This is a genomic window from Streptomyces sp. CA-288835 (genome assembly GCF_050936385.1).
In the GTDB taxonomy this organism is placed as follows: Bacteria; Actinomycetota; Actinomycetes; order Streptomycetales; family Streptomycetaceae; genus Streptomyces.
The window spans coordinates 2,250,805-2,277,147 of record NZ_JBNJMW010000001.1 but is presented as its reverse complement, the minus strand read 5'-3'; the positions used below and the strand labels follow the sequence as shown (position 1 = coordinate 2,277,147).

The following is a 26,343-nucleotide window of genomic DNA, read 5'->3' as shown; positions in this document are numbered from 1 at the left end:
GTCACCTCCTGGGAACTCAACGGGATGGATTCGGGCTTACTTGACGCCGAGATCGGCGTCGTCGACTTCGGGCTCGCCCTCGGCCTTGAGGACCTTGTTCAGTGGTGCGAGGTCGTAGATGCCCTTGAGGTCGGGCTTCTCGAGCAGACCCGCGTCGACCGCGTGCCGCGCCTCGGCACCGAGGGTGGCGGCCAGCGGATCGTCGGTGAACCGGATCGACTTCCAGGCCGGATCGAGCACATCGGCGGGCAGCGGCTTCGAGGTCAGCTCCTGGAGCTTGGCGTTGGCCGCGGCCTTCGCCTCCTCCGGGTGGGCGTTCATCCACGCGTTGGTCTTCACCGAGCCGCGCAGCACGGCCTCGACGACGTCCGGGTGCTCCTTGAGGAACTTCTGCGACACGATGATGTTCGTGATCACGAACTTCTTGTCCGGCCACAGATCGGCCTCGTCGAGCAGCACCTTGCCGCCCTCGGCGACCAGCTTGGACGCGGTCGGCTCCGGCACCCACGCACCGTCCACGGAGCCCGACTTGTAGGCGTCAGGGGTGATCTTGTTGTCCGTACGCACCACGGACACATCGCCCTTGCCGCTCTCCGCGTCGACCTTCCAGCCCTGCTCCGACACCCAGTTCAGGAACGCCACGTCCTGGGTGTTGCCGAGCTGCGGAGTCGCGATCTTCTTGCCCTTGACGTCCTTCAGGGACTTGATCTTCTCCGGGTTCACCACGAGCTTCACACCGCCGGACGCCGAACCGCCGATGATGCGCAGGCCCTTGCCCTCGGTCGTCGCGTAGCCGTTGATCGCGGGCGACGGGCCGATCCAGCCGATGTCGATCGAGCCGGAGTTGAGCGCCTCGATCTCGGCGGGGCCCGCGTTGAACTGCGAGTACGTGGCCTGCGTGCCCCCCAGCTCCTTCTGGAGCAGCCCCTTCTCGTCACCGACGAGCGCCGTGGCGTGGGTCAGGTTCGGGAAGTAGCCGATCCGTACGGTGTCGGCGGAGAGCTTCTTGCCGTGGGCGGCGACGTTCTCCGTGCCGTTGTCCTTGGCCTGGGAGCCGTACCCGCAGGCCGGCGCGGCGAGCGCCAGCAGGGGCACGGCCACCACCACGGCGAGACCGCGGCGGAGGGCGGAGGGGAGAGCAGGCACGGGAGGGGTTCCTCTCGTCGGCCCGGGGGTCACGCTCTCAGGGCGTGGCCGGGAGATCGGCAGGGGGTTTTCGTCGGTACGAGGTGCGGCGGCAAGGCACGTACGCCTTCACCGCTGAGGGCGTCACACCGCACATCGCGCCACCCCGCCCTGTCCGCTGCCGAGAGCGCCGCTTCCTACGCGGCCGCCCTCCTTCGCGAACGTCGAGAAGAACCCGTCAGTCGTCATGTCAGAAGTCCCAGCCGTCGTCGTCGGCCTCGGTCTTCACCGGTTCCGGCGAGGCGAAGGACTCGCCGACCATGCCCGCGGTCAGCGTCGTCCCGTCCGCCGGGTCGATCAGGATGAACGAGCCGGTGCGCCGGGAGTCGGCGTACGCGTCGACCGGCAGCGGCTCGGCGGTACGGATCTTCACCCGGCCGATGTCGTTGGCGACCAGGTGCCCCGGGTGCGGGTGCAGGGACAGGTCGTCGAGGGTCAGCCGGGAGGGGATGTCCTTGACGATCGCCTTGACCGTGCGGGTGCCGTGCTTGAGCAGCACACGGTGACCGATGGTCAGCGCCGCGTCCGCGACATGGCACACGGTCGCCTCGATGTCCTGCGTGGTCGCGGGCGCGTCCTTGCTGGGCACGATCAAGTCGCCGCGCGAGATGTCGATGTCGTCCTCGAGCAGGACCGTGACCGACTGCGTCGTCCAGGCCACGTCCACCGGCTGGCCCAGCAGATCGATCGCGGAGATCTTCGACGTACGACCCGAGGGCAGCACGGTGACGTCCTCGCCGACGCGGAAGGCACCGGCCGCGATCTGGCCCGCGTAACCCCGGTAGTCGGGGTGCTCGGCGGTCTGCGGGCGGATGACGTACTGCACGGGCAGGCGCGCGTGGCAGGTGGCCAGGTCGTGGGTGACCGGGACCGTCTCCAGGTGCTCAAGGAAGGTCGGGCCGCCGTACCAGTCCATGTTGGCGGAGGGGTCCACCACGTTGTCACCGGCGAGCGCCGAGATCGGGATCGCGGTGATCTCGGGGACGCCCAGCTCGGAGGCGTACGCCGTGAACTCCTCGGCGATCGCGGCGAAGACGGTCTCCTGGTAGTCGACGAGGTCCATCTTGTTGACGGCCAGCACCACGTGCGGGACGCGCAGCAGGGCCGCGATCGCGGCGTGGCGGCGGGTCTGCTCTACGACGCCGTTGCGGGCGTCGACCAGGATGACCGTCAGCTCGGCCGTGGAGGCACCCGTCACCATGTTGCGGGTGTACTGCACATGGCCGGGGGTGTCGGCGAGGATGAACCGGCGCCGGGCGGTGGCGAAGTAGCGGTACGCCACGTCGATGGTGATGCCCTGCTCGCGCTCGGCCCGCAGCCCGTCCGTGAGCAGCGCGAGGTCAGGTGCGTCCTGACCGCGGTTCCGCGAGGCGTGCGCGACGGCCTCCAACTGGTCGGTGAGGACCGACTTGGAGTCGTGCAGCAGCCGGCCGACGAGCGTGGACTTGCCGTCGTCGACGGACCCCGCGGTCGCGAAACGCAGCAGGGTCGTCGCCGACAACTGCTCGACCGACAGTGGCTCGGTGGAATCGGTGGTGCTCGTCATGGCTAGAAGTACCCCTCGCGCTTACGGTCTTCCATCGCGGCCTCGGACAACTTGTCGTCCGCTCGCGTCGCACCCCGCTCGGTGAGCCGGGAGGCGGCGATCTCGGCGATCACCGCGTCCAGCGTGGTGGCGTCGGAGTCGACGGCACCGGTGCAGGACATGTCGCCCACCGTGCGGTAGCGGACGAGGCGCTTCTCGACGGTCTCGTCGTCCTTCGGGCCGCCCCAGTCGCCGGCGGTCAGCCACATGCCGCTGCGCTGGAAGACCTCACGCTCGTGGGCGAAGTAGATCTGCGGGAGCTCGATCTTCTCGCGGGCGATGTACTGCCAGACGTCCAGCTCGGTCCAGTTGCTGAGCGGGAAGACACGTACGTGCTCGCCGGGCGCATGACGGCCGTTGTACAGGTTCCACAGCTCGGGCCGCTGCCGTCGCGGGTCCCACTGCGAGAATTCGTCCCGCAGCGAGAACACCCGCTCCTTGGCCCGCGCCTTCTCCTCGTCCCGGCGCCCCCCGCCGAACACCGCGTCGAACCGCTCGGACTGGATCTTCTCCGTCAACGGCACCGTCTGCAGCGGATTGCGCGTCCCGTCCGGCCGCTCCCGCAGCTTGCCCGCGTCGATGTACTCCTGCACCGAGGCCACATGCAGCCGCAGCCCGTGCTCGGCCACCACCCGGTCCCGGTACTCAATGACCTCGGGGAAGTTGTGCCCCGTGTCCACATGCAACAGCGAGAACGGGATCGCCGCCGGGGCGAACGCCTTCAGCGCCAGATGCAGCATGACAATCGAGTCCTTGCCGCCGGAGAACAGAATCACCGGCCGCTCGAACTCGCCCGCCACCTCACGGAAGATGTGCACACCCTCCGACTCCAGCGCGTCCAGGTGCGAGAGCGCGTACGGGCTGTCCGTCTCCTCGGGGACAGTGGCGACGGTCGTCATGCGAGACCCCTTTCGGTGAGCAGCGCGTGGACCGTGGCTGCCGACTCCTGCACGGTCTGGTTGTGCGACTCGATGCGCAGATCGGGCGACTCGGGCGCCTCGTACGGGTCGTCGACCCCGGTGAGCCCGGAAATCTCGCCCGCCGCCTGCTTGGCGTACAGCCCCTTCACATCGCGCTCGGAGCACACCTCGACCGGAGTGGCGACATGCACCTCGAGGTACGCGGTGCCGCTGGCCATGTGGCGCTTGCGCACCGCCTCCCGGCTGTCCGCGTACGGCGCGATCACCGGGACGAGCGTCTTGACGCCGTTACGGGACAGCAGGTCGGCGAGGTAGCCGATGCGCTGCACGTTGGTGTGCCGGTCCTCGCGGCTGAAGCCGAGGCCCGCCGTCAGGAACGTACGGATCTCGTCGCCGTCGAGCACCTCGACGCGGTGGCCCTCCGCACGCAGCCGGTCGGCCAGCTCGTACGCGATCGTGGTCTTGCCGGCACTCGGCAGACCCGTGAGCCAGATCGTGGCTCCGGTCACTTGGTTCTCCTGGTTCCTCGGCATCGTCGAAGGCACAGTCGTGCTCACTCGTGCAGCCCGCACTCGGTCTTGGCACGGCCCGCCCAGCGGCCGGCGCGCGCGTCCTCGCCCTCGAGCACCCGGCGGGTGCAGGGGGCGCAGCCCACGGAGGGGTAACCGTCCATGAGGAGCGGGTTGGTGAGGACGCCGTGCTCGGTGACGTACGCGTCCACGTCGTCCTGCGTCCAGCGGGCGATCGGCGAGATCTTGATCTTGCGGCGCTTCTCGTCCCAGCCGACGACCGGCGTGTTCGTCCGGGTCGGGGACTCGTCGCGGCGCAGGCCCGTGGCCCATGCGGTGTACTTCGTCAGGCCCTCTTCCAGGGGCTTGATCTTCCGCATCGCGCAGCACAGGTCGGGGTTGCGGTCGTGCAGCTTCGGCCCGAACTCGGCGTCCTGCTCGGCCACGGTCTGCCGCGGGGTGAGCGTGATGACGTTGACGTCCATCACGGCCTCGACCGCGTCCCGGGTGCCGATGGTCTCGGGGAAGTGGTAGCCGGTGTCCAGGAACACGACGTCCACGCCGGGCATGGCACGGGCGGCGAGGTGAGCGACAACTGCGTCCTCCATGGAGGAGGTCACACAGAACTTCTTGCCGAAGGTCTTCGCGGCCCACTGAAGGATCTCGAGCGCGGACGCGTCCTCGAGGTCACGACCCGCCTGCTCGGCGAGCGCCTTCAGTTCCGCGTCGGGATCCGTCTCAATATCCGGCTCTGCCTGAACCGTGGTCATATCTGTTCCCCTCCACCGTCAGTGCGCTGAAGACCCCGGGACAACAGCCCGAGGAACTTCAACTGGAAGGCCCGATTGCACGCTCCGCATTCCCAAGCCCCGTGCCCCTGCTCGCTCGGACGCAGGTCCTCGTCGCCGCAGTACGGGCAGTAGAACGGCGCGGCTCGCTCGCTCACCGCTGCCGCCCTCCGTCCGCATCCATGCGTACGTGACCTGCGAGGGCGCCGAATACGGCACCCGCACCGGCGAGCAGGAGGGCGCTCATCGCCGCGACCACGAGGGCGCTCATGACAGCGACTCCTCGCTGGCCCGAGCCGCCCATGTGGCGAACCTCTCGCCCTCCTCGCGCTCCGCCTCGAAGCGCTTGAGGACCCGCTCGACGTAGTCCGGCAGCTCCTCCGAAGTGACCTTCAGGCCACGGACCTTGCGGCCGAAACCGGCCTCCAGGCCGAGCGCGCCGCCGAGATGCACCTGGAAGCCCTCGACCTGGTTGCCCTCGTCGTCCAGGACCAACTGGCCCTTGAGACCGATGTCCGCGACCTGGATACGGGCGCAGGCGTTCGGGCAGCCGTTGATGTTGATGGTGATCGGCTCGTCGAACTCCGGGATACGGCGCTCGAGTTCATCGATCAGCGAGGCCCCGCGCGCCTTGGTCTCGACGATCGCGAGCTTGCAGTACTCGATGCCGGTACAGGCCATCGTGCCGCGCCGGAACGGGGAGGGCTTGGCGGTCAGGTCCAGCGCCTCCAGCGCCTCGACGAGCGACTCGACCTGGGGCTCCTCGACGTCGAGCACGATCATCTTCTGCTCGACGGTGGTGCGGACCCGGCCCGAGCCGTGTGCCTCGGCGAGTTCGGCGATCTTGGTGAGGGTGGCACCGTCCACGCGGCCCACGCGCGGGGCGAACCCGACGTAGAAGCGGCCGTCTTGCTGCCGGTGCACACCGACGTGGTCGCGCCAGCGCTGCACGGGCTGGGCAGGCGCCGGGCCGTCGACGAGCCCCCGCTTGAGATACTCGTCCTCGAGGACCTGGCGGAACTTCTCCGGGCCCCAGTCGGCGACCAGGAACTTGAGACGGGCCCTCGTACGGAGCCGCCGGTAGCCGTAGTCGCGGAAGATACCGATCACGCCGGCCCAGACGTCGGGGACCTCGTCGAGCGGGACCCAGGCGCCGAGGCGCACGCCGATCTTCGGATTCGTGGACAGCCCGCCGCCGACCCACAGGTCGAAACCGGGGCCGTGCTCGGGGTGGTTCACGCCGACGAAGGCGACGTCGTTGATCTCGTGTGCCACGTCGAGAAGCGGGGAACCGGAGATCGCCGTCTTGAACTTGCGGGGCAGGTTGGAGAATTCCTTGGTGCCGATGAACCGGCTGTGGATCTCGTCGATGGCCGACGTGCCGTCGATGATCTCGTCCTCGGCGATCCCGGCGACCGGCGAGCCGAGGATCACGCGGGGCGTGTCACCGCAGGCCTCGGTCGTGGACAGTCCGACGGCTTCCAGGCGGTCCCAGATCTCCGGGACGTCTTCGATACGGATCCAGTGGTACTGGACGTTCTGCCGGTCCGTGAGGTCGGCGGTGCCGCGCGCGAACTCCTGCGAGATCTCGCCGATCACCCGCAGCTGCTCGGTGGTGAGCCGACCGCCGTCGATCCGCACCCGCAGCATGAAGTACTTGTCGTCCAGCTCCTCCGGCTCCAGGATCGCGGTCTTGCCGCCGTCGATCCCGGGCTTGCGCTGGGTGTAGAGGCCCCACCAGCGCATCCGGCCACGCAGGTCGTTGGGGTCGATCGAGTCGAAGCCCCGCTTGGAGTAGATCGTCTCAATACGTGTCCGTACGTTGAGACCGTCGTCGTCCTTCTTGAACTGTTCGTTGCCGTTGAGCGGGGTGTAGTGACCCACGGCCCACTGGCCCTCGCCGCGGTGACGGCTCACCTTGCGGCGGGGCGCGGCGGCAGCAGGGTTCTGTGGGGTGGCGGCCATGGTGTACGTCCTTCGGGACAGACGGGGAAAGCGACTCGCGCTCTGCGCATGGGTGCGCATGGGGTCATACGCGCGCGTCATTGCGCAGGCGAGGCAAGAGGGAGAAGTGCGGCGGCGGTGCTGCCCGGGACCGGAAGGCCCTGTCGGATGCAGCTGCTCAGCTCGCCGGACAGATGGCGCTGGACATGCGGCCGAGGTCGACGTGGCGCCGACTCACCAAGGCAATTCCAGTTCCAGACATGACGGAAGCGTGTCATGGCGATCTGGACAGAGTCCAGCTTCGTCCGCGATGCGGACACCCTTGTCCCGTATCGCGAGACAAGGGTGTTGTTGGTCACAAGCTCTGACGTGGGGCTTGTGTTTCCCGGTCTCACCAGGTCAGAAGCATCCTAGGCGCCGGGCCAGGGACCGGCGGTGGCGATGTCCGGCTCCTCGGCGACCTTGGTGTCGTAGAGCTTGAAGCCGCGCCGCAGGTAGTTGTCCATCGCGTGCTCCCCGTCCTTGCTGCAGGTATGCAGCCAGACCCGCTTCGTCGGCGGCCTGCCCGGCCACCGCTCGGCCAGATCCCAGGCGCGCGCGACCCCGTGCGACAGGAGATGCCCGCCGATCCGCCGGCCGCGGAAGGCCGGGATCAGCCCGAAGTAGACGATTTCCACGACGCCTTCCGGCTGGCCTTCCAGCTGTACGTATCCCGCGGGCGTCCCGCGCTCGTACGCGACCCACGTCTCGACCCCCGGCCGCTCCAGGTCCTCCTGCCACTGGGCGTACGTCCAGCCCAGCCGGTCGGTCCAGCGGATGTCGCCGCCGACCGAGGTGTACAGGAAGCGGCTGAACTCGGGCGAGGGCACCTCGGAGCGGACGATCCGGACGTCGCCGGCCGGCTCGGCGGCGGGCAACAGGTCGGCCGGAGAGGTCTGCTCCAGCGACCAAGTGGTGACAGCGATGCTCATGCGGGTCAGCGATACCACGCGGGCGAGCCCCGCTTCAAAACAACCGGGTCACTCCAACGAGTGGTCCACCGCGGACAACGGAACCGCGTACAACACCCGTTCGGAAACCATGCCCGGCTGCCACGCGGTGGCCCGGTCCGCCGCCCGCCCGGGAAGCTCGTGCGCCCGGCCCGAAGCGGTCGCCGCCCGCCCGGTCAGCGTCCACAGCTCGCCGGTCTCCTGCCAGTACGACAGCGACTCCGTGTCCCGTCCCCAGCAGGCGTACGACTCCTCGGCGCCGCACTTCGCGGCCTTGGCGGCGCTCTTGTTCTGCCGCCACAGGGTGCCGTGCTCCCCGCGCTCGCCGGGTGCGTGCCCGGCGTACCAGTTCGGCTCGCTCGCGCCGCTCGGCCGGTGCGAGAGGACCCCTTGCAGACCGACGGCCTCGGTCTTGTACGCCTCGTCGGCGTGGACGCGTCCAAGGCGGTCGGTGGCGAGCAGGCCCGTACGGGCGCTCGCGGTGCTGTAGTCGTAACGCCACACGCGGCCCGGCTTACCGCTGTCCGGGCGGAACCACTCGTTGGCGACCAGGCTGTGCGGTGTGGAGGTGCGGTCCAGGGAGACCGACGCGAAGCAGGGGACGCGGTCGTTCGTGGTGGCGTCGCAGGCTCCGCCGGTGAGGCTGTACGAGCCCATGGCCGGCATCACATAGCGGTAGCCGTGCGCCGACCAGCCGTCCTTCACCTTGCCGACCGCGCCGCTGGTGACGTCGGCGCGCAGGATGCGGTTCATGTCGAAGACGAACAGGGCGTCGTCGCCGGCGGTGCCGTTCCTGGCGGTGACGATCAGCTTGTCCTGGTACCAGACCATGCCGCCGATCCGGGAGCGGACCGCCTCGAAGTTCTTGCCGCCGTCCAGCGGGACGACCAGCAGAACCCAGCGGTACTTCAGATTCGCCGGGTCGTTCGCGTCGATGAAGGCGACCCGGGCAAGGCCCTTGTCCTCCTCCTGGGCGCCCCCTGTCTGACCGTCGTGCGTCCAGCCGGAGAGGATCACACGGTTGGAACCCCACCTGCCGTCCTCGTCCGAGTCCCCGGAGGTGGTGACCGACTGGGGCTGCCACTTCTGGGTCCGGGAGTCGTTGTCCGCCCAGCAGTACACGCGCGTAGCGTCCGGCTCGACGGGCAGCGCGGCCTTCTCCGTGGCACTGCAGTCGGCTCTGCCCCGCATCTCGTGGTTGGCGTTCTTCAAGACCGCGTCCACGCCGACGTTCCCGCCCATCCCGCTCTCGAGGGTGTCGAGGGTGCCCTCGTCGACGAGGTTCTCGTGGAGCTGGAGCTTGTCGGTGTCGGAGGAGGAGCCGAGCGCGGTGAGGGCGCCCGGATTGTCGCTGCTCGCGGCCTGTGACGTGCTGATGAGGCCCGCGGCGACGGTGAGGGCGAGAGCGGTTCCGGCCAGGCTCGCGCGCAGCGCGCGGCCCTTCTTCCGGCGGCGGTGCCTGCCTCGATACGCCATCGTTCCTCCCGCGTTGGCGGCCAACTGCCCTTCCCGATCAGTGCGTTGTACCGGGCGGACGGTATGGAGAGCCGTGGGAGGGATGGTACGTCAGGTGTCGCCGGGCCTGGGCGAATACGCCGGAATAGGTGGTACGAGAGGGAGGCGCCGGTTCGACACGGCGCCTCCCCTGTCGTACATCTGCCTACGGCTCGTGCCGTACGCCCGCCGACGGTCCTGACTGTCCTGGCTACGCGACGGGCCGCGCCCGTTCCACCACCGAGGCCAGGTCCAGGCTGTGCGGCAGGGTCCCGAAGGCCGCCCCCCAGTCCCCGCCGAGTCGCGAGGCGCAGAACGCGTCGGCGACCTCCGGAGGCGCGTACTGGACGAGGAGCGCGCCCTGGAGCACCAGCGCGATCCGTTCGGCCAGGCGGCGGGCGCGGCCCTCGATGCCGTCCAGGTCGGCGAGTTCGGCCAGCAGGTTCTTGATCGCCCCGTCCAGTCGGTGGTCGGCGCCGCGGGCCCGGCCGATCTCCTCCAGGTAGGCGTTCAGGGCCTGTGGCTCGCGCTGCATGGCGCGCAGGATGTCCAGCGCCTGGACGTTGCCCGCGCCCTCCCAGATGGAGTTGAGCGGCGACTCGCGCAGCAGGCGCGGCATGCCGGACTCCTCCACGTACCCATTGCCGCCCAGGCACTCCGAGGCCTCCACGACGAGCGGTGGGCAGCGCTTGGTCACCCAGTACTTCGTGGCCGGCAACGCGAGCCGCAGGAACGCCCGCTCCTGCTCACTCCCGTCGTCGTAGGCGGCGGCCAGCCGCAGCGACAGCGTCGTCGCCGCCTCGGACTCCAGCGCCAGATCGGCCAGGACGTTGCGCATCAGCGGCTTGTCGATCAGCTTGCCGCCGAAGGCCTCGCGGTAGGTGCAGTGGTGCACGGCCTGCGCGACCGCCTGCCGCATCAGGGCGGCGGCACCAAGCGCGCAGTCCAGCCGGGTCACCGCGACCATCTCGAGGATCGTGCGCACCCCGCGCCCCTCGTCCCCGACCCGGCGCGCCCAGGTCCCGTCGAACTCGACCTCGCTCGACGCGTTCGACCGGTTGCCCAGCTTGTCCTTCAGCCGCTGGATCAGGAACACATTGCGCGTGCCGTCCTCCAGCACCCGCGGCACGAGGAAGCACGTCAGTCCGCCGGGCGCCTGCGCCAGCACCAGAAAGCCGTCCGACATCGGTGCCGAGCAGAACCATTTGTGGCCGGTCAGCTCGTACGTCCCGTCCTCGGCGAGCGGACGCGCCACCGTCGTGTTCGCCCGTACGTCGCTGCCGCCCTGCTTCTCCGTCATACCCATGCCGAAGAGGACGCCGGCCTTCTCGGAGGCGGGCCGCAGCCCCTGGTCGTACACGGTGGACGTCAGCCGTGGCTCCCACTCGGCCGCGAGCTCCGGGTCCGTACGCAGCGCGGGCACGGCCGCGTGCGTCATCGACAGCGGACAGCCGTGACCCGCCTCCACCTGCGTCCAGACCACGAACGCGGCCGCCCGCCGCAGATGCCCGCCCGGCCGCGCCCACGCCGCCGTCAGGCCCGCCGCGACGCCCTTGCCCAGCAGCCGGTGCCAGGACGGATGGAAGTCGACCTCGTCGACGCGGTGACCGTAACGATCGTGCGTACGCAGCCCGGGCGGATTCTCGTTCGCCAGCACCCCCCACTCCTGGGCCTGCGCGGAACCGGCGGTGCGCCCCAGCCCCGACAGCTCCTCACGCACCACGTCCAGCAGCCCCGGGTCGAGATGCCGCTCGACCGCTTCCGTCAGGACCCGGTCGGCGCCGTAGACGTCGTAGCCGACAAGGGGAGGAACCTGGTTGGTCACTGCGTGGGTGCCGGTAGCCATGCAGAAAAACTACCCCCGAGTAGGGCGGCCGTCACCCGCGAGTGCGGAGGGTGAGGAACGCACGTCGCGACCGATACGGTTAGGAGCGTGCAGCCAGCAAGTGAAACACCAGAGAGCCCGCCCGGCCGGCTTCACCGGGCACGTGCTCTCTACCGGAATGTCTCCAAACGGAGGACCGCCTGGCTGCTGGTCAAGGACACCGTCAACTCCTGCATCGAATACCGGATCCTGGGCCTCGCCGCGGAGGCCGCCTTCTTCACGCTGTTGTCCGTGCCGCCGCTGCTGCTGAGCATGCTCGGACTGCTCGGCTATGTGGACTCCTGGACCGGCGCCGACACCATCGTCAGCCTCGAGACCAACCTGCTGGAGGCCTCCCGCACGATCCTCACCGACAAGGGCGTCACGGAGATCGCCCAGCCGATCCTCCACGACGTGATGAAGGGCGGCAGACCCGACGTCATCTCGCTCGGCTTCCTGTTCGCCCTGTGGTCGGGCTCGCGCGCCGTGAACGTCTTCATCGACACCATCACCGTCATGTACGGCCTCGACGGGGTGCGCGGCATCGTCAAGACCCGGCTGATGGCGTTCCTTCTGTTCCTCGTGGCGCTGCTGATCGGCTCCGTGGCGCTGCCGCTGATGGTCGCCGGCCCGGACGCCGTGGTGAATCTCGTGTCGTGGTCGACGACGGTCGTGCAGATCCTGTACTGGCCTACCGTCATCGTCCTGTCGATCATCTTCCTGACGACGCTCTACCACGTGTCCGTCCCCGTGCGCTCCCCCTGGATCGAGGACGTTCCCGGTGCCCTGGTCGCGCTCGGCATGTGGGTGCTGGGCAGCTTCCTGCTGCGGATCTACCTGGCCAACACCGTCGAAGGCCCCACGATCTACGGATCCTTGGCCGCCCCCGTCGCCGTACTGCTGTGGATCGGCGTCTCGGCCTTCGCCGTGCTCGTCGGAGCGGCCGTCAACGCGGCCATCGACCGCGTCTGGCCGGCCGCCGCCACGGCCGCCGCCCGCGCCGTCAACGAGCAGCTGCGCGCCGCCCAGGCCGCCGACCTGGTCGCCCGCGCGGCGGCCGCCCGGGCCGCCGCCGACCCCGACGACCCGGACATGCCCTCCGAGTTCCCGGAACGCTGGTCGCGCTTCCTTCCTCCGGAGGACGTGACGTCGCGGCTGCGGACGCATGTGAAGAGCTCGCCTAAGAACGGGGAGGAGCCGCCTGCGCAGGACTCCGCTGGGTAGGCGGTTTCGAAGCTGCGGGTTCGTTGTGGCTGGTCGCGCAGTTCCCCGCGCCCCTAAGGAGGCCTACGGCCTCCTTAGGGGCGCGGTCAGACCTTCCACACCCCCTGCGCCGCATGCTCCCGCGCGAACCCCGTGAAGTCGCGTGGGGTGCGGCCCAGGACCTGCTGGACGTCGCCGGTGGCCTCGCCGTCGGTGCCGTCGAGTAGCCCCTCGAAGAGCTCCTCCGTGAACGCGACCTCCTCCGGCGACAGACCGAACCCGGCCAGGATGGCGCCGTGCTCCTTCACCGACACCGGCGCATACCGGATCTCCCGGCCCGCCGCGGCGGAGATCTCCGCCATGACCTCGCGGAAGGACAGCAGCCGCGCCCCCGTGATCTCCAGGGTCCGCCCCACATACGAGGAGTCCGTCAGCGTCGTCACGACCACATCCGCGATGTCCCGCGTATCGATGAACGGCTGCCGCCCCTCGCCCCCTGGGAACGCGAACTCACCGCTCCGTACGCCCTCCAGCAGCAGCCCCTCGCTGAAGTTCTGCATGAACCAGTTCGCCCGCACGATCGTCCACTCGGCACCCGACTCACGCAGCGCCCGCTCGGTCGGCTCCGCCTGCCGTTCACCGATCGCCGACAGCAGCACCAGGCGCCGTACGCCGAGCTCCTGCGCCCGGCGCGCGAACGCCGCGATGTTCTCGTCCGCGCCCGGCGCGCCCACGTCCGGCGAGTACGCCAGATACGCCGCGTCCGCGCCCCGCAGCGCCTCGTCCCACGTCGAGGAGTCGTACCAGTCGAAGCGCACCTCACCCCCGCGCGAAGCGGCCCGGACACCGAACCCGGCGGCATTCGCCGCATCCGCCACCTGACGCCCCGTCTTGCCCGAGGCCCCCGTCACCAACACCGTCTCGTTCCGCGTGTTCTCCGTCATGAAAACCAGTGAACTGCCCTGCTCGGAAAGGGAACATCGCTGAACCTCTCATTCCCATAAGAGCCCGTCTACGCTGGCCTCATGGACGCCCTTGCAGGCCTTCTCGAGGGTCCACGCGCGCGTGGCGCCTTCATGATCCGAGCGTGTTTCGATCCCCCGTGGTGCATCCGCGTCGAGGACCGCGCACCGCTCACCGTGATGCTCCTGCTCCGCGGCGACGCCTGGATCACCTCGGACAAGGGGGAGCGCCTGCATCTGCGGGCCGGCGACCTCGCCATCGCGCGCGGTCCCGACCCGTACACCTGCGCCGACGACCCCTCGACCGCGCCCCAGGCGGTGATCCTGCCGGGCGCCGAGTGCTTCTATCCCGACGGACGGTCCATGAAGGGCACGATGGACCTGGGGGTACGTACCTGGGGAGCCAGACTCGACGGCTCCATGGTGATGCTCATCGGGACGTACACGATGCAGGGCGAGATCAACGGCCGGCTGCTCGACGCCCTGCCGCCGCTGCTCAGCCTGACCTCCGACGAATGGGCCTGCCCCCTCACCCCGCTGCTCACCGAGGAGATCGTGCGCGACGAGCCCGGCCAGGAGGTCGTCCTCGACCGGCTGCTCGACCTGCTGGTCATCGCCGCGCTACGGGTCTGGTTCTCCCGCCCGGAAGCCGAGGCGCCCGCCTGGTACCGGGCTCTCGCGGACCCCGTCGTAGGCCGCGTGCTCAGGCTCCTCCAGGACGACCCGTCCCACCCCTGGACGGTCGCCTCCCTCGCCGCGAAGGCGGGCGTCTCCCGGGCCGCGCTCGCCCGCCGGTTCAGCGAACTCGTCGGCGAGCCCCCGATGACGTACCTCACCGGCTGGCGCCTCGCGCTCGCCGCGGACCGGCTGCGCGACACCGAGGACACCATCGGCGCGATCGCCCGCCAGGTCGGCTACGGCAGCGCGTTCGCCCTGTCCACCGCCTTCAAGCGGGTGTACGGGGTCAGCCCGCAGGAGCACCGGACCCGAACCGCGTAGCGTGGTGTACGTGTACACGGAGCGGCCCTCCCGCCTCCCGGGCGCCGTCGTCTGGACGAACACCCCGTCCGGTACCGGCGCCGGGCCCGTCCTGCCCGACGGCTGCATGGACCTCCTGTGGAACGAGGGACGACTGCTGGTCGCCGGACCCGACACACGGGCGTACGTCACCGAAGGCGCGCCGCGTTCTTGGGCGGGCGTCCGCTTCTACCCCGGCACCGCGCCCACGCTCCTGGGCGTGCCCGCCCATGAACTACGCGACCGGCGCGTGGAGTTGACCGACCTCCGGCCGCCGTCCGAGGTACGGCGCCTCACGGCGCACGTGAACGCGGCCGACGACCCGGCGAGCGGCCTCGAAAAGGTGGCGCTGCGCTGGGCATCCGCCGCCGCACCTCCCGACCCGCTGCTCGGCCAGGTCGTCGCCGCCCTCCACGCGGGCCGCCCCGTCGCAGCCACCGCCGACGAACTCGGCGTAGGCGCCCGCCAGTTGCACCGCCGTTCCCTGGCCGCCTTCGGCTACGGCCCCAAAACCCTCGCCCGCGTCCTACGCCTGCAGCGCGCCCTCGCCCTGGCCCGCGCCGGGGTGCCCTTCGCGGACACGGCGGCGCGGACCGGCTTCGCCGACCAGGCTCATCTGGCCCGGGACGTACGGGAGTTGGCGGGCATGCCGTTGGGCGAGCTACTGGCCCGCACCGGGTAGCGGCGCGAACAGCCCGACGTCGTTGCCGTCCGGGTCGAGCAGGCTCGCATACCGCTGCCCCCAGTCGGCATCCCACGGCTTGAGCCCGCTGTCGTACCCGGCGCCCACCATCTCCTCGTACACGGAGTCGACCTCGGCCGGACTCTCACACAGCAGGGCCAGCGACATACGCCCGCCCCCACTCGGCGGCTGCCACTCCGGCGCGAACTCGCGGATGCCGTCCTCGCTGTCGAGCATCAGCCGCAGCCCGCCCGGCAGTTGAGCCTCGGCGTGTGGCTGCTTCCCGGAGCCCTCGGGGAATTCGAGTCCGAGGCGGCGGTAGAAGGCGATTGAGGCGGCCATGTCGGAGGCCACCAGGCCGATCGCATCGAATCGTGGAGTCATGGGGCCACGGTAGGCAGGCAGTTGGGGCGTGGTCTTGTAGGAATCGGACACGTCCTGGCCGTTCCGGGGTCCGCAGAATGTTCGAGGCGCTCGTCGCAGGCGCACAGCGCAAGCCCTGAGAGGGGAACCTGCCAGGGGTACGGCAGGCGGAGCTGTTCGCGGGCCGGAGGAGGCGGGGGTTCCGGGTGCGGTGAGGCCCGTCAACTTACCCGCGGGTTGGGATGTTTGCCCCTGGCTCTGCCTCATAGCCAGCCCATAGCGTCGCCGTCGCCGGGAACTCCCGGCTTCCCTCCTCGCCCAGTGCGGAGCCGGTTCCGCGGAACAAGGGGTTTGTCATGCATGAGTCAAAAACGGCGGAAGGGTCACCCCGCCGGGCTGGGCACCGACGAAAACGCCCTCTGATGATCCTGCTCGGAGTACCCGCGGTCATCGGAGCGCTCGTCTTCGGCTACGTCAACCTCGACGACTCGAACTCGGCGAACGCGGCCATCGTCGACCCGGGGAACTGCATCGAGCTCCAAAACACGGTCCTGACCTTCGAAGCGCAGCTCCTGGACGAGGGCGAACGCATCGACGCCGACTTGCAGCTCTTGCGCGACGAGGGTCCGACTGAAAACGCCACGACCGCCGCGTTCCGGCTGGACGCTCTCCCGACGAGCGCGATTCCAGAGTGGGAGCAGCAGGAAGCCATCCTGGTGGGCGACCAGGAGACGCTGGACTGCGACACCGAACTCGATATTACCGCCGGGCTGGTAAACATCGACGGCGAGCTCGTCCAGATCAACCAGGCGCTCACCAAGGACGACAACGAAGAGCTGATCAGCGATGTGATCACTTCGGATTCGGACGGCTACGACCCGTGCCTGGACGATGCCTCGGTGCACGCCGCACCGGCGGCGGGCAGCGGTTCAGGCGACGGCAACAACAACGTGGTGCCCCTTGCCGGGAACGTCGTCAAGGTCGACGTGAGCGAGTCCAAGTACCCCGAGTCCACGCAGCACATCAAGGACGCCATCGCCGCGGGCGCGCCGGCGGTGCTGACGCTGGACCGGAGGGACCCTGACGGCACCGCCAACAAGGACAAGAAGTGCAACAAGCGGCGGAAGCTCTCCCTGAAGGGGCACAAGAAGGTGAAGGGCAAGGATCTCGACGAGTATCCGTTCGCCATGAGCGCCGAGGGCGGCACCGGGGCCAGCGTCCGCGCCATCGCGCCCGGTGACAACCGGGGTTCCGGCTCCACGATCGGCAATGCTTTGCGCAACCAACCCGACGGCACACAGTTCGAGATAAATATCGTGCCGTAACCGGCGAGCCCACCGGCCCACCAACCCACGGCTCACGGACCGGGCCCGGACAGCCGAGCTGTCCGGGCCCTTCACAGGAGGTTTCATGAGGGATCAGATCAACTCCCTGATCCGGGACAGCGGAGTCGCCCGGGCCGCGGAGGAACTGGCCGGTCTGCTGAGGCCGGCCGTCGCCGTCGCCGAGGACGAGCAGGAGAGCGTCACGGCGGACCGCTCCGCCTTCGGGCCCGCCGCCGGGCTTCCCACCGGGCTCGACTGGCCGACCTGGCGCGGTGAACCGCTGCCGCTCCTCGCCGACCTGCGGCCGGCGGAACTCCAGCCCTTCGACGGGGCGGGTGAGTTGCCCCGCGACGGTCGGCTGCTGTTCTTCTTCCAGGCATCCGCGCTCGAGGACTACCCGCCCGAACCCGGCAGTTGGCGGGTGATCCACTGTCCCGACGGCCCTCGAGGCTCCGACGGCGAGATACCGGCGGCCGGGAGCCCCGCTCCCCGGAACCTGCGCTTCGCCCACCGGCTCACCCTCCCGCCGCTGGAGTCCGCCGCCGTGGAGGCACTCGCCCTCGACGAGGACGAGTCCGACGCGTACAGCGACCTGCTGGAGAGCGTCGACGAGCTGTACGCGGCGGAGGGGGCGCACCAACTCCTCGGACACCCCTGGCAGTTGCAGGGCGACCTGCAGCAGGAGTGCCTGGCCGACACCGGGCGGGGCTCCGCGCCCGATGACTGGCGACTGCTGCTGCAGCTCGCCGAGTCGAAGGACATGGTGTGGGGGGACGGCGGCATGCTGTACTTCTTCGTCCGTGAGCAGTCGTTCCGGGAAGCGGACTTCTCCGACGTCCACCTCGTGATGCAGTCCGGGTGATGCCGGAGGGGCGTGGTTGACTGTCGTTACACCGCACGAAGGGCACGAAGGGGAAGTCGTGACGCGCAAGTCAGTTGCGGAACTGCTGGACACCGACGAACCTGCCTGGCCGATGATCCAGGAATGGCTCGCGTCGGCGGGCGACCGCGTCGAGGTCCTCCCGCGAGACGAACGGCAGGCCGAGCAGACCCTTCAGCAGTTGCAGGTCACCGTCCGCTCGCCGCTCGGGGCGATCGCCTACGAAACCGGGGGGCTGCTGATCGACTCCGGCTGGTTGCGGGTGCTGGGGTCCGGCTCGGAGCGGATGTCCGGGAGCCTCAGGTCGTGGAACGACGGCACCGTCGACACCTTCGGCCTGTCCGGCAAGGCGCTGCTGATCGCCCACGACGCGGTCGGCGGCTTCTTCGCGCTCAACGGCGGCGCGTTCGACGGCGACCCGGGCAACGTGCACTACCTGGCTCCGGACACGCTGGAGTGGGACGACCTGGAGCTGCCGTACTCGGACTTCCTGTCCTGGGCGCTCACCGGTGACCTGGCCTCCTACTACGCCGACAACCGCTGGCCGGACTGGCGGGAGCAGGTCGCTCCCCTGTCCGGGGACCAGGGGATCCTGGTCTACCCGCCGCTGTGGGCGGCCGAGGGGGGCGAGCGGGCGCGGCGTTCGAAGAACGTGGTACCGGTCACCGAACTGTGGGGGCTCACTCACGAATGGCGGAAACAGCTGGGCCTGACCGCCGAGTAGCACTCGATTCCGATCGCCGGAATCGCCGGGGCCGCCGGAGTCGATGGTCTACGAGTACCTGGAAATCTTCCATAACCGACAGCGCAGGCACTCTGCGCTGGGCATGCTCAGCCCGGTGGAGTACGAACTCCGCACCCCACCGGTAGCGCGAAACCAAGCAACTCGACTCCACCCAACTGGGACAGCCCGGAGTCTGTATTCGAACCGGGGCGGTTCACCGGACCCCGGCCCCGGCTCAGAAGCAGCCGTTGACGGTGGCGGCGAGGCCGTCGAAGACTTTCTTGGTGTCGGCCGGGTCGGCAGAGGCCCCGTTCTCGACGAAGGAGAAGACCTTCCAGCGCCCGTCCTGGCCGACGGTGAGACCGCTCAGGGCCAGGGCACCGGTCAGAGTGCCGGTCTTGGCCTGGGCCTCACCCGTGGCGCAGCTACTGGCCGTCGACCACCAGGGGCCGGACGGGGGAGACCACGTCCGGGAAGTAGCCGTCGGTCCAGCCGGTGGCGAGTGCGGGCTCGGGGAAGAGGCTGTCGTCGACGCGCACCTTGACCGAGGTCAGGCCGGCGGCGGACAGGCCGTCGGCGGCCGTCTTCGCGAGGGCGGAGAGATCGTCGGTGGTCAGGACCCGGTCGCCGCCGCCGGTCAGGGTGAGCGTGCCGTCGCCGTAGACGACGCGGGTGGTGAAGCGGTGGTCCGGACCCAGCACGGTCAGGGCGGCGGTCGCGGTGGCGAGCTTGGTGTTGGACGCGGGCATCAGCGCGGTGGACGCGTTGTTGCCGAAGATCTCACGATCGGACTCGGCGTCCATCACGAAGCCGCTGAGATTGTCGCTGAGGCCGGCCTCGTTGATCCGGGACTCCAGATCGTCGGCGATCTTCTGGTCCGTCGGACTCAGAGGGGTGCCGTCGGCCGCGAAGGCCGAGTGCCCGCCAGGATGGACCCGATGATGGGTCCGGTCGCGGTGAGACCGAGCACACGCCGGGCCGCCGGACTCATGGGTTTTCGCTTGCGATGACGCCCGCCGGCAGACGCGCCGCCGTGGGTGCTGTGCCGGGGAGTGGATGCCGACCCTGAGGAGCGGGACGGCGGAAGACCCGTACCGCTCCCACCAACCGTGATTTCCGACATGGCAGTTCCGTTGGCTCGATGGGGAGAGAAGGTCGCGCAGTCTGCCCGCCCGTACAGACCTCCCCGAGAATCGAACGGCGGCTTCGCGGAGACCTGAGTGTCGGCTGGGGGCCGGGGCCGCAGTAAGAGTCAAATATCCCTACCGGCACGTAAGTTGTGCGGGTCACACGATGCAAGGCGCAAGGCGCACGGTGCTGGGGTGGCGCCCGCTCAGCCCCGATCTTTTCCTTCCTTCTAGCCGCCGCGTACGACGCAGTCCTCCGGCTGTGGCTCGCCGGTCGGCCAGGCCAGCCCGACGAAGCCGAGCGTGCCTGGGCCTTCCTTCGTGCCGGGTTTCAGTTCAACGACGGCGAGCGGCTTGTCGTACGGATTGCCGGCTTTGGTGAGGCAGATGCGGCCGCTGGTGCCGTTCACCCGATTCATCGACTGCATCGTGGCCCAGCGGTTGCCCACCTGCTCGGCGGAGGGCGCCGCCTCTCCAGTGGGCTTGGCGCCGCGGATCGCCTCGATCGCTGTGCGTACCCCGTCGTGCACCATCATCGTGCGCGAGTCGCCCAGTTCCACTTCGCCGATGTCGCGGCCCGCCGACTCCAGCGCGGCGAAGGTGTCCTGTAGCCGCGTCAACTCGCCCAGTGGATCGCGCAGCGAGCCTGGGGCCTCCGACTCGGGCGGCTTCGACCCGGTCCGCTTCTCCTCTCGGTCCTGCCAACGCTGCACCTCGGTGCGCCAGGAAGCGGGGTGGGCCGGTGCGGCGTACTGCACGGTCAACCGCGGCTTGCCGGAGCTGTCCCGGAGTTCGGCCCAGTCCTCGTCATTCATCCGGTTGTTCAGCGAGGCCGCGTCCGAGCCGGACACCACGGTGTACTTCCGCTCCGCGCACGCCTCCTTGGCGAGCCGCTTCAGGAACAGCCGCAGATGTGTGGAGCGGCCCGCAAAGTAGACGGTGTCCGCGCCGGAGTTGCAGATCGTGTTGACCGTCGGCCTGAACTGGTTGTCCACGTCGCCCACTTCGGTGACTCCAGAGGAGGTGAAGGTCATGTCGTCCGGGCCGGCCGGACCTTCCTCCGGCAGCCCCTGGAAGGCGCGAGCGAGCGTGCGGACGTAGGGGTCGGGCCGGGTGTCGCGGACCAGGACAGTCTGCTCGTCCGTGCGGCTGCCGTTGAAGTCGGCCAGCGCCCGGGCCTGTTCCTCGTTGGTGGGGATGATCCGGGCCAGCCCCTTGAAGTCGTACGTTCCGTCCTTGCTCTCCTGGTTGGCGAGGTCACCCGCCGAAGCCCGCGCCACAAGCACCGGCACCTGCTGCTCGGTGAGGCCCCGCACCGCCTCCTCGGTGGCGTCGAGGGAGAGGTTGAATCCGGTTACCGCACGCAGTTTGTGGCGTTCGGAGTGGGCCAACCCCACAAGGTCCGGCACCACTTCGTCCTGCCGGGCGTAGTCTTTGCCGGGGTTGGCGAGCACCAGCCGCACGACTGGTTTCCCAGGCTCCCGGTTGGCCCGGTACTGCGCCAGGAAGGCGCCCTGCAGTTCGCTGCGCAGCTGCCGCCTCTCGGCCTTCGACTCCGGCTGCAGCGGGAGCATCATCGCCACGGTGACGTGCGGCTGCTTGTCGATGCGGCGGTTCTCCTCGGCGATCCGGGCGGCGACCGGGGCTATCTCCGGAACCTCGAAGTCGTAACCCGAGCCGTTGATGCCTATGCACTCACCGCCGGACTCGGTGACGCCGTCGGCGCAGGTACGAGCCTCCTCGACGATCGGCGGGATGACGAAGTACGCGCCGATGCCGAGCAGGGCGGCCAGGGTACAAGTGACGATCTTTTTCAGCAGCGTGGCCCACAGGTGTGCGTACAGCCAGTCGGCTGCGCTCCCGAACATCCGCTCAGCTCCCCTCTCCGATGTGGGCCGTGCAGGAACAGGACTGCAGTGGCTGCCGGTTGCGGGCACGGCGCTCCCACCGTTCGGCCCGGGCGGTGAGCACGGGCGCGGCCTCGGCGTACTCCCGGGCCAGCTCCTGCAGCAGGCGTGCCATCCGGTCGGCCGCGGCGGTGTCGGGCGGACGGGTGCGCTCTTCGCAGAGCCACACGGCGTGCAGCAGCTCGTCCAGCCGACGCTCCAGCTTGCTGCCCTCGACCCGGGCCACCATCATCCGGTCGTGCCGCTCGTCGCGGCCGCCGGGCGAGGGGGCCTGGGCGAGGGCGAGCAGCTGGTCGCACCACTCCTCGGCACCCATGCCGTCCGCCGGGAACGTGGTGGCGAGGTGGCGCACGGCGCGCTCCGGCCCGTTGGCGACCAGGTCGTGGTTGAGGCCATGCGCCGCGGTGGTGCCGAAGGCACGGTCGGGGGCCGCGGCCCGCCTGCGGTAGTGCGCATGCAGCAGGCCGTGATTGCGGCGCCATTCGGCGCCCGCGTCGGGCGGCCCGTGGAGTCTGCTCATCAGCAGCTGCCGGAGGCCGAAGTCACCGATGAAGTGCCGCTCGCAGGCGGGCCAGCCGCTCTCCCGCAGATGCTGCTCGACCTCGTCCGCGCTGAGCCCGCCGCCCGGCTGCTCCAGCTGCGGGCTGCGCAGCAGGGCACGAGCGCAGTCGCCGGTGTGCGCGACCGAGAGCTGGGTGAGCAGGTCGAGCCAGCGGTCGTCGGTGTACTCGACGGGGAGCCGTTCGGGCAGCTGCCGCAGCACCAGCTCGCTCAGCAGCACATCCCGTACGGCGCTGGACTCCCCGTTCCGTACGGGCGGCTGGTCGAGCAGCTCCCGGTCGTTGTCCAGCTCCGGCAGATTCCCGGCCGCCTGGACCAGCCGCTGCACCATCCGGGGGCGGTGGCCCGAAAGCCGGTGCACAGCGCTCTGCGCCCGCCGCAGCCGCGCCGCCTCCGGCACCCCACCGGTGTGTTGTTGCAGCTCCTTGTGGATGTGCTCGGTGGTGAGCAGCGGCATTCGCAGCAGAAGCACCCCCTGTCCCAAGCGGCCGCGTGCGGGCCGCCGTTGCCAGTCTGGTGGCTCCTCGTGGTCCGGCTGGTAGTCGGCGAGCTGCTTGCTGCGCGGCTCGTCGGCCAGGAACAGCGGCTCCGCCATTCGTTCGCTCGCGACGAGCACCGTGCGGTCGCGCCGGCCGTCGGCTCGGTCGGCGAGCACCGCCGCCAGGAGTCCGCGGCCCGTCGGCCAGTTGGCGTGCTGCAGCAGCAGGGCGGGGCGGCCGACCCGGTTGAGTCTGCCACCGAGTCCGGTGTAGGCGGCGTCCAAGTCCTCGCGCAGGGCGCGGAAGAGGAAGCTCTCCGCGAACCGTCGGTCCTCGTCGCCTCTTTGGAAGTCGTGGGTGAGCAGCCGCAGCCCGGTGCCGGCGCTTCCGGCGGCGCCGGGATAGTCGCCGTAGGTGGTGCGCACCGGCTCGGCACCGGTGCGCGCCAGCACCTCCAGGAACTCCGTCAACGCGGCGCCCACCAACGGTGCCGCCGCGGGAGCGACCACCCCGGCGAGGGCGGTCAGATAGCCGGTCAGCAGGTTGTGGGTGAATCGGTTGAGCGCCCCGCCCGGATGCAGCACCACTCGGTAGCGCTCCAGCTCCTCTTCCAGCTCGCGCCGCCGCAGCCCTGCGCCCGCCGCCACCGCGGCCATACCGGCGAAGAATCGGGGCGTGGGCAGAGCTCCGCCCGGCCCCTCCCACTCGCTCATACGAAGGGCGACGTCGTACAGCGTCTCCGTCGCTTCCGACCGGCAGGAAGGGCGGCGCGCGGCCTCCTCCGCGGACCGCGTATCCGCACAGTCCACGTAGGCCACCGGCACCCTCCTCCCGAACCGGTCCCGCAACAGCTCAAGGAGGCGCTGCTTGCCCGTCCCCGGCCCGCCGGTGAGCAGCACAACCGGCAGGTCAGGACCGTACAGAAACTTCTCGTCGCGGCCCCGGGCGTTCCGGCCCAGCAGCCTGGGGAAGAATCCTCGGTCCTCGAGGAGCCCCTCGAAGCCCAGTTCCCGGTTCATCCGGCTGACCCCTGTGGCGTGTGTGCGCTGTGCGGTGGATGGATGACGGAGGGTACTGGAGCGGGCATGGGGAGGGAACCAACATGCCTGTTCGAAAGGCGAATTGGCCCATGTCACGGGCGGGCCGACGGCGTCGGCGCTGCGCGACCAGAGCACGAAAGCGAGCGCCGGTTTGGCCAACTGGGCGCTGTGACGGCGCATTCGTGAGTGGCACCTCTTGGGTTTCGCCGTACTCGCGGGCCTACGTGGCAGAAAGGCATCGAACTGCGCAGGATGGTGGTCGCCCCAACTCGCCCTGGAGCAGCCCTAGAGCATGCTGAGTGCCCGCATCGCCTCGCGTTCGATACGCGAGAGCTCGTGGAGGAGGGAGCCGGCCTGCATGAGGTTCTTCGCGTCGCCGGATTCGCCTGCTGTAGCGATGAGTGCGGCCACTTGTGGCCAGAGGGTGGCGGCCTCGGCGTACAGGCTGTGGCCGGTGCGCAGATGGCTGCTGTCGATCAGCTGGGCGCATTCGGCGAGGAAGTCCCGGTAGAGATTGCGGAACAGGGCGCCGCCGGTGCCGGCCTTCTCCATGAGGACGGCGGTTCGTGGGAGGTCCTCCCGCGGATTGTCGCTGCGCTGCAGCCACTTCGGCACTTGCCTGGCCGTCTTCTCGATGCCCCGGTGGCCCAGGTTCGCGATGGGAGGGTTCAGGAAGGCGTCGGCGCAGGTCTTGATCGCGGGGGTGATCCGGTCCTGCGGTGACGTCAGCCTGCTGGGCGCCGTGATGGTGAAGGAGCGGTGCTTGGCGGTCATGGGGCCGCGCTCGGCTCTGGCCTTGGCCAGGCTGGCGAGGCTGGTCGAGACGGCTCCGCCCTGCGGGTCGGTGTCCACCAGGTAGGCGTCCTGTTCGTCGTAGCCGTACATGGCCACCACGTGCCCGCCGAAGTGCACCTTGGTGCTGAAGTAGTCCAGGTGGTAGCTGTCGAGCTGAAGGCCGACCGGCCGACCGGCGTCGATGGGTGCCGCCACGTTCTGCCATGCCTTGCGCGGAGAGGTGGTCTCCCTGACCAGCAGCTCAAGTCCGAGTACGGCGGCCAGGTTCCTGGTGAGCTCGAACGGCTTGACCCGGCCACCCAGGAAGGGGAAGCCCATGGCCTTGCTGTCCCAGTAGACGAAGGACAGCCCGGAGCCGAACCCGAACAGCATGGGTTCGGACAAGTCGAGCCCCTCATGCCGCAGCAGCACGCCCAGCGCCGTCGTCTCACAGTGCTGCATACCGCGGACGTCGACGCCTTTCACCATGGCCATGCCGATCATTCTTCCTCCCTCAACGGACGACGACCCCGTAGATGGGCGTGCCGGACCACCGCGCCTGAGGCGTGATCCGACGGACGGGTCCTGGGCAATTCCCATGTCCCCGCCCGCGCTGGCAGATGCTCGACGGAAGTGCGGACGCTCAGGTCGACGCTGCCGAACCCTCGGGGTATGCGATCGCGGGAATGTGACAGTGCGGCCCTCGACTGTCACATTTCCGCGAATGACTACCTGGCCGGGGAGAGTTGTTTGCGGACCCATGCTGGATCGGGGTTGGTGTGCGGTCGGCCGTTCACGACGACGGTTGGCACGGTCTCGTTGCCGTTGTTGGCTTCGCTGACCGCTGCCGCTCCAGCGGGGTCACGCCAGATGTTGACCCAGTGCGCCTGGCGGGCGTTGCGGCCCAATCGGATGCGCAGGCGCAGACAGTACGTACAGCCCGGCCGCCAGTAGACGACGGGCCGGCCGTCGACCGTACTGCGGTGTTGGGCCTCCAGCGCACCGATCGTTTTCGGGAAGATCAGGGGCGAGTTCACGCCTGCGAGCAGTACGAACACCAGCAGGAGTGCGGCGGCTGGGCCGGGACTTCCCCCGAGGATCAGCCCAGTCGCGGCGAGTGAGCCGCAGAGCACAAGCAGCATCGGCAGAATCCAGGCGCGCATCATGGTGACGCAGGCTATCGATGTCAGCGATGGTGACCGGGCTCAGCTTGGGGCGGAGACATCTGCCGGCGGCTGCCCGCCCCGCTCGAGGCCACGAGCCATTCGCTGCTCGAGTCTCGCCCGGCACTCCGGCCACTCCGCCGCGATGATCGAGAACATCGCGGAGTCGCGAAGTCCGCCGTCCTCGCCCGGCGCCCAAGATGGGGACCAGTTCCGTAGTACGCCTTCGAAGTGTGCGCCCGTCCGTTCGATGGCGGCGCGCGAACGGCTGTTACGTGCGTCCGTCTTCAAGTCGAGGCGTGCGACTCCCCAGTTCTCGAACGCGTACCGGAACAACAAGTACTTGGCCTCGGTGTTCAATCCTGTGCCCTGGGCCGAAGCCGCGAGCCACGTGAAGCCGACCTCGATCGCGCACAGACGGTCTCCGTCCGGCCACAGCCGCGGCTCCCAGTAGGCCGTGACGCCGACTGCCCGCCCCGACGCCTGTTCCACCTGCGCGTACGGGGCGAGTTTCCCGGCAGCGGCACGGGCGAGTTGGGCGTCGATGTAGTCCTCGACCTCCGCTGCCGTGGGCACCCACGTGAACCGGTAGGAGGTCCGGTCCTCTTCCGCCGCCACAGCCAAGTCCGCGGCATGTCGGTGGTCCAGCGGCTCCAGACGTACGAGCGTGCCCTCCAGAACCGGTCCCTCCAGCGTGAAGCTCATCGATCGCCCATCCAATTCCCATGCCGGCTCAGCTCGTTCGCATCCAGTCCGCAGGCCCGTAGCGTTCCAGAGCCGTCGCGCCATGTCGCGCGAATTCCGGGCGGAGCGCACACCGAACCCTGACCTGAGCGGCCAACCACGACCGGTTTCCCA

At 69.5% G+C, this 26,343-nt stretch carries 26 protein-coding genes; 6 read left to right on the top strand and 20 right to left on the bottom strand.

All coding sequences use genetic code 11. The features are described 5' to 3' along the window. Window positions 1-36: 36 nt before the first annotated feature. The 11 genes from ACQEVY_RS10295 to ACQEVY_RS10245 form a co-directional block, all read right to left on the bottom strand. Window positions 37-1,146 carry an aliphatic sulfonate ABC transporter substrate-binding protein gene (locus tag ACQEVY_RS10295; RefSeq protein WP_432947057.1) on the bottom strand — a complete coding sequence of 370 codons (1,110 nt, stop codon included), beginning with the start codon at window positions 1,144-1,146 and terminating at the stop codon, window positions 37-39. A 229-nt stretch (window positions 1,147-1,375) separates the two neighbouring features. After that, on the bottom strand, window positions 1,376-2,731 hold the full coding sequence (locus tag ACQEVY_RS10290) for a sulfate adenylyltransferase subunit 1 (protein ID WP_432947055.1): 1,356 nt from the start codon (window positions 2,729-2,731) through the stop codon (window positions 1,376-1,378). A 2-nt stretch (window positions 2,732-2,733) separates the two neighbouring features. Then, window positions 2,734-3,669 carry a sulfate adenylyltransferase subunit CysD gene (cysD, locus tag ACQEVY_RS10285; RefSeq protein WP_432947053.1) on the bottom strand — a complete coding sequence of 312 codons (936 nt, stop codon included), beginning with the start codon at window positions 3,667-3,669 and terminating at the stop codon, window positions 2,734-2,736. Further along, window positions 3,666-4,223, bottom strand: a complete 558-nt coding sequence (gene cysC, locus ACQEVY_RS10280; protein WP_328767905.1) for an adenylyl-sulfate kinase — start codon at window positions 4,221-4,223, stop codon at window positions 3,666-3,668. The genes cysD and cysC overlap by 4 nt, the downstream gene beginning before the upstream one ends. Window positions 4,224-4,243: 20 nt before the next feature. Then, entirely contained in the window at window positions 4,244-4,969 is a 726-nt protein-coding gene (locus tag ACQEVY_RS10275) for a phosphoadenylyl-sulfate reductase (protein ID WP_432947051.1), read from the bottom strand. Then, window positions 4,966-5,145, bottom strand: coding sequence for a hypothetical protein (locus ACQEVY_RS10270; RefSeq protein ID WP_189327815.1), 180 nt, complete (start codon window positions 5,143-5,145; stop codon window positions 4,966-4,968). The genes ACQEVY_RS10275 and ACQEVY_RS10270 overlap by 4 nt, the downstream gene beginning before the upstream one ends. Before the next feature lie 109 nt (window positions 5,146-5,254). Continuing rightward, complete coding sequence (locus tag ACQEVY_RS10265) at window positions 5,255-6,952, bottom strand: nitrite/sulfite reductase (protein ID WP_432947048.1); 1,698 nt, start codon at window positions 6,950-6,952, stop codon at window positions 5,255-5,257. Between the two features lie 157 nt (window positions 6,953-7,109). After that, a complete protein-coding gene (locus ACQEVY_RS10260; RefSeq protein ID WP_309486338.1) occupies window positions 7,110-7,193 on the bottom strand; it encodes a putative leader peptide in 84 nt (27 codons plus the stop codon). A 148-nt stretch (window positions 7,194-7,341) separates the two neighbouring features. After that, window positions 7,342-7,902 (bottom strand): GNAT family N-acetyltransferase, encoded by a 561-nt coding sequence (locus tag ACQEVY_RS10255; protein WP_432947046.1) that lies wholly within the window; start codon window positions 7,900-7,902, stop codon window positions 7,342-7,344. 48 nt (window positions 7,903-7,950) lie between these two features. Next, the gene (locus tag ACQEVY_RS10250) at window positions 7,951-9,396 is read right to left on the bottom strand and encodes a hypothetical protein (protein WP_432947044.1); all 1,446 of its coding nucleotides are present in this window, start codon (window positions 9,394-9,396) and stop codon (window positions 7,951-7,953) included. A gap of 229 nt (window positions 9,397-9,625) precedes the next feature. Further along, entirely contained in the window at window positions 9,626-11,260 is a 1,635-nt protein-coding gene (locus tag ACQEVY_RS10245) for an acyl-CoA dehydrogenase family protein (RefSeq protein WP_432947042.1), read from the bottom strand. Between the two features lie 87 nt (window positions 11,261-11,347). Here ACQEVY_RS10245 and ACQEVY_RS10240 point away from each other — a divergent pair, with 87 nt between their 5' ends. Continuing rightward, window positions 11,348-12,502 (top strand): YihY/virulence factor BrkB family protein, encoded by a 1,155-nt coding sequence (locus ACQEVY_RS10240; protein ID WP_432947040.1) that lies wholly within the window; start codon window positions 11,348-11,350, stop codon window positions 12,500-12,502. An 86-nt stretch (window positions 12,503-12,588) separates the two neighbouring features. On the opposite strand, the gene ACQEVY_RS10235 is transcribed toward ACQEVY_RS10240, so the two are convergent. After that, entirely contained in the window at window positions 12,589-13,425 is an 837-nt protein-coding gene (locus tag ACQEVY_RS10235; protein WP_432947038.1) for an NAD(P)H-binding protein, read from the bottom strand. Between the two features lie 81 nt (window positions 13,426-13,506). Here ACQEVY_RS10235 and ACQEVY_RS10230 point away from each other — a divergent pair, with 81 nt between their 5' ends. Together ACQEVY_RS10230 and ACQEVY_RS10225 are read left to right on the top strand one after the other, a co-directional pair. Further along, window positions 13,507-14,442: an AraC family transcriptional regulator gene (locus tag ACQEVY_RS10230; protein WP_432947036.1), complete on the top strand. Its 936-nt coding sequence runs from the start codon at window positions 13,507-13,509 to the stop codon at window positions 14,440-14,442. A 10-nt stretch (window positions 14,443-14,452) separates the two neighbouring features. After that, window positions 14,453-15,142: a helix-turn-helix domain-containing protein gene (locus ACQEVY_RS10225; RefSeq protein ID WP_432947034.1), complete on the top strand. Its 690-nt coding sequence runs from the start codon at window positions 14,453-14,455 to the stop codon at window positions 15,140-15,142. Here ACQEVY_RS10225 and ACQEVY_RS10220 read toward each other — a convergent pair. Then, window positions 15,122-15,526 (bottom strand): VOC family protein, encoded by a 405-nt coding sequence (locus tag ACQEVY_RS10220; protein ID WP_432947032.1) that lies wholly within the window; start codon window positions 15,524-15,526, stop codon window positions 15,122-15,124. The two genes, ACQEVY_RS10225 and ACQEVY_RS10220, sit on opposite strands and share 21 nt — an antisense overlap. Before the next feature lie 401 nt (window positions 15,527-15,927). Here ACQEVY_RS10220 and ACQEVY_RS10215 point away from each other — a divergent pair, with 401 nt between their 5' ends. From ACQEVY_RS10215 to ACQEVY_RS10205, 3 genes are all read left to right on the top strand, one after another. Further along, entirely contained in the window at window positions 15,928-16,830 is a 903-nt protein-coding gene (locus ACQEVY_RS10215; RefSeq protein ID WP_432947030.1) for a NucA/NucB deoxyribonuclease domain-containing protein, read from the top strand. 85 nt (window positions 16,831-16,915) lie between these two features. Continuing rightward, window positions 16,916-17,692: a YwqG family protein gene (locus ACQEVY_RS10210; protein ID WP_432947028.1), complete on the top strand. Its 777-nt coding sequence runs from the start codon at window positions 16,916-16,918 to the stop codon at window positions 17,690-17,692. A 58-nt stretch (window positions 17,693-17,750) separates the two neighbouring features. Next, entirely contained in the window at window positions 17,751-18,434 is a 684-nt protein-coding gene (locus ACQEVY_RS10205; protein ID WP_432947026.1) for a DUF2625 family protein, read from the top strand. Between the two features lie 235 nt (window positions 18,435-18,669). On the opposite strand, the gene ACQEVY_RS10200 is transcribed toward ACQEVY_RS10205, so the two are convergent. The 7 genes from ACQEVY_RS10200 to ACQEVY_RS10170 all read right to left on the bottom strand — a co-directional run bounded on the left by ACQEVY_RS10200 (window position 18,670) and on the right by ACQEVY_RS10170 (window position 26,190). Beyond that, window positions 18,670-18,810 (bottom strand): hypothetical protein, encoded by a 141-nt coding sequence (locus ACQEVY_RS10200; RefSeq protein WP_432955157.1) that lies wholly within the window; start codon window positions 18,808-18,810, stop codon window positions 18,670-18,672. Window positions 18,811-18,859: 49 nt separating this feature from the next. After that, window positions 18,860-19,237 (bottom strand): D-alanyl-D-alanine carboxypeptidase, encoded by a 378-nt coding sequence (locus ACQEVY_RS10195; RefSeq protein WP_432947024.1) that lies wholly within the window; start codon window positions 19,235-19,237, stop codon window positions 18,860-18,862. A 554-nt stretch (window positions 19,238-19,791) separates the two neighbouring features. After that, a complete protein-coding gene (locus ACQEVY_RS10190) occupies window positions 19,792-21,429 on the bottom strand; it encodes an ABC transporter substrate-binding protein (RefSeq protein WP_432947022.1) in 1,638 nt (545 codons plus the stop codon). Window positions 21,430-21,433: 4 nt separating this feature from the next. Further along, the gene (locus ACQEVY_RS10185; protein WP_432947020.1) at window positions 21,434-23,527 is read right to left on the bottom strand and encodes a hypothetical protein; all 2,094 of its coding nucleotides are present in this window, start codon (window positions 23,525-23,527) and stop codon (window positions 21,434-21,436) included. Window positions 23,528-23,833: 306 nt separating this feature from the next. Continuing rightward, window positions 23,834-24,817, bottom strand: coding sequence for a BtrH N-terminal domain-containing protein (locus ACQEVY_RS10180; RefSeq protein WP_432947018.1), 984 nt, complete (start codon window positions 24,815-24,817; stop codon window positions 23,834-23,836). 233 nt (window positions 24,818-25,050) lie between these two features. Continuing rightward, complete coding sequence (locus ACQEVY_RS10175; protein ID WP_432947017.1) at window positions 25,051-25,488, bottom strand: glutaredoxin domain-containing protein; 438 nt, start codon at window positions 25,486-25,488, stop codon at window positions 25,051-25,053. A 39-nt stretch (window positions 25,489-25,527) separates the two neighbouring features. Continuing rightward, a complete protein-coding gene (locus ACQEVY_RS10170; protein WP_432947015.1) occupies window positions 25,528-26,190 on the bottom strand; it encodes a GNAT family N-acetyltransferase in 663 nt (220 codons plus the stop codon). Window positions 26,191-26,343: the final 153 nt, after the last annotated feature.

Bases quoted from the DNA above. Each gene is read 5' to 3' on its own strand.
- ACQEVY_RS10290 (WP_432947055.1), bottom strand. From the start codon at position 2,731: ATGACGAGCACCACCGATTCCACCGAGCCACTGTCGGTCGAGCAGTTG.
- cysD (WP_432947053.1), bottom strand. From the start codon at position 3,669: ATGACGACCGTCGCCACTGTCCCCGAGGAGACGGACAGCCCGTACGCG.
- cysC (WP_328767905.1), bottom strand. From the start codon at position 4,223: ATGCCGAGGAACCAGGAGAACCAAGTGACCGGAGCCACGATCTGGCTC.
- ACQEVY_RS10275 (WP_432947051.1), bottom strand. From the start codon at position 4,969: ATGACCACGGTTCAGGCAGAGCCGGATATTGAGACGGATCCCGACGCG.
- ACQEVY_RS10265 (WP_432947048.1), bottom strand. From the start codon at position 6,952: ATGGCCGCCACCCCACAGAACCCTGCTGCCGCCGCGCCCCGCCGCAAG.
- ACQEVY_RS10260 (WP_309486338.1), bottom strand. From the start codon at position 7,193: ATGTCTGGAACTGGAATTGCCTTGGTGAGTCGGCGCCACGTCGACCTC.
- ACQEVY_RS10255 (WP_432947046.1), bottom strand. From the start codon at position 7,902: ATGAGCATCGCTGTCACCACTTGGTCGCTGGAGCAGACCTCTCCGGCC.
- ACQEVY_RS10250 (WP_432947044.1), bottom strand. From the start codon at position 9,396: ATGGCGTATCGAGGCAGGCACCGCCGCCGGAAGAAGGGCCGCGCGCTG.
- ACQEVY_RS10245 (WP_432947042.1), bottom strand. From the start codon at position 11,260: ATGGCTACCGGCACCCACGCAGTGACCAACCAGGTTCCTCCCCTTGTC.
- ACQEVY_RS10235 (WP_432947038.1), bottom strand. From the start codon at position 13,425: ATGACGGAGAACACGCGGAACGAGACGGTGTTGGTGACGGGGGCCTCG.
- ACQEVY_RS10230 (WP_432947036.1), top strand. From the start codon at position 13,507: ATGGACGCCCTTGCAGGCCTTCTCGAGGGTCCACGCGCGCGTGGCGCC.
- ACQEVY_RS10220 (WP_432947032.1), bottom strand. From the start codon at position 15,526: ATGACTCCACGATTCGATGCGATCGGCCTGGTGGCCTCCGACATGGCC.
- ACQEVY_RS10215 (WP_432947030.1), top strand. From the start codon at position 15,928: ATGATCCTGCTCGGAGTACCCGCGGTCATCGGAGCGCTCGTCTTCGGC.
- ACQEVY_RS10210 (WP_432947028.1), top strand. From the start codon at position 16,916: ATGAGGGATCAGATCAACTCCCTGATCCGGGACAGCGGAGTCGCCCGG.
- ACQEVY_RS10195 (WP_432947024.1), bottom strand. From the start codon at position 19,237: ATGGACGCCGAGTCCGATCGTGAGATCTTCGGCAACAACGCGTCCACC.
- ACQEVY_RS10190 (WP_432947022.1), bottom strand. From the start codon at position 21,429: ATGTTCGGGAGCGCAGCCGACTGGCTGTACGCACACCTGTGGGCCACG.
- ACQEVY_RS10185 (WP_432947020.1), bottom strand. From the start codon at position 23,527: ATGAACCGGGAACTGGGCTTCGAGGGGCTCCTCGAGGACCGAGGATTC.
- ACQEVY_RS10180 (WP_432947018.1), bottom strand. From the start codon at position 24,817: ATGGCCATGGTGAAAGGCGTCGACGTCCGCGGTATGCAGCACTGTGAG.
- ACQEVY_RS10175 (WP_432947017.1), bottom strand. From the start codon at position 25,488: ATGATGCGCGCCTGGATTCTGCCGATGCTGCTTGTGCTCTGCGGCTCA.
- ACQEVY_RS10170 (WP_432947015.1), bottom strand. From the start codon at position 26,190: ATGAGCTTCACGCTGGAGGGACCGGTTCTGGAGGGCACGCTCGTACGT.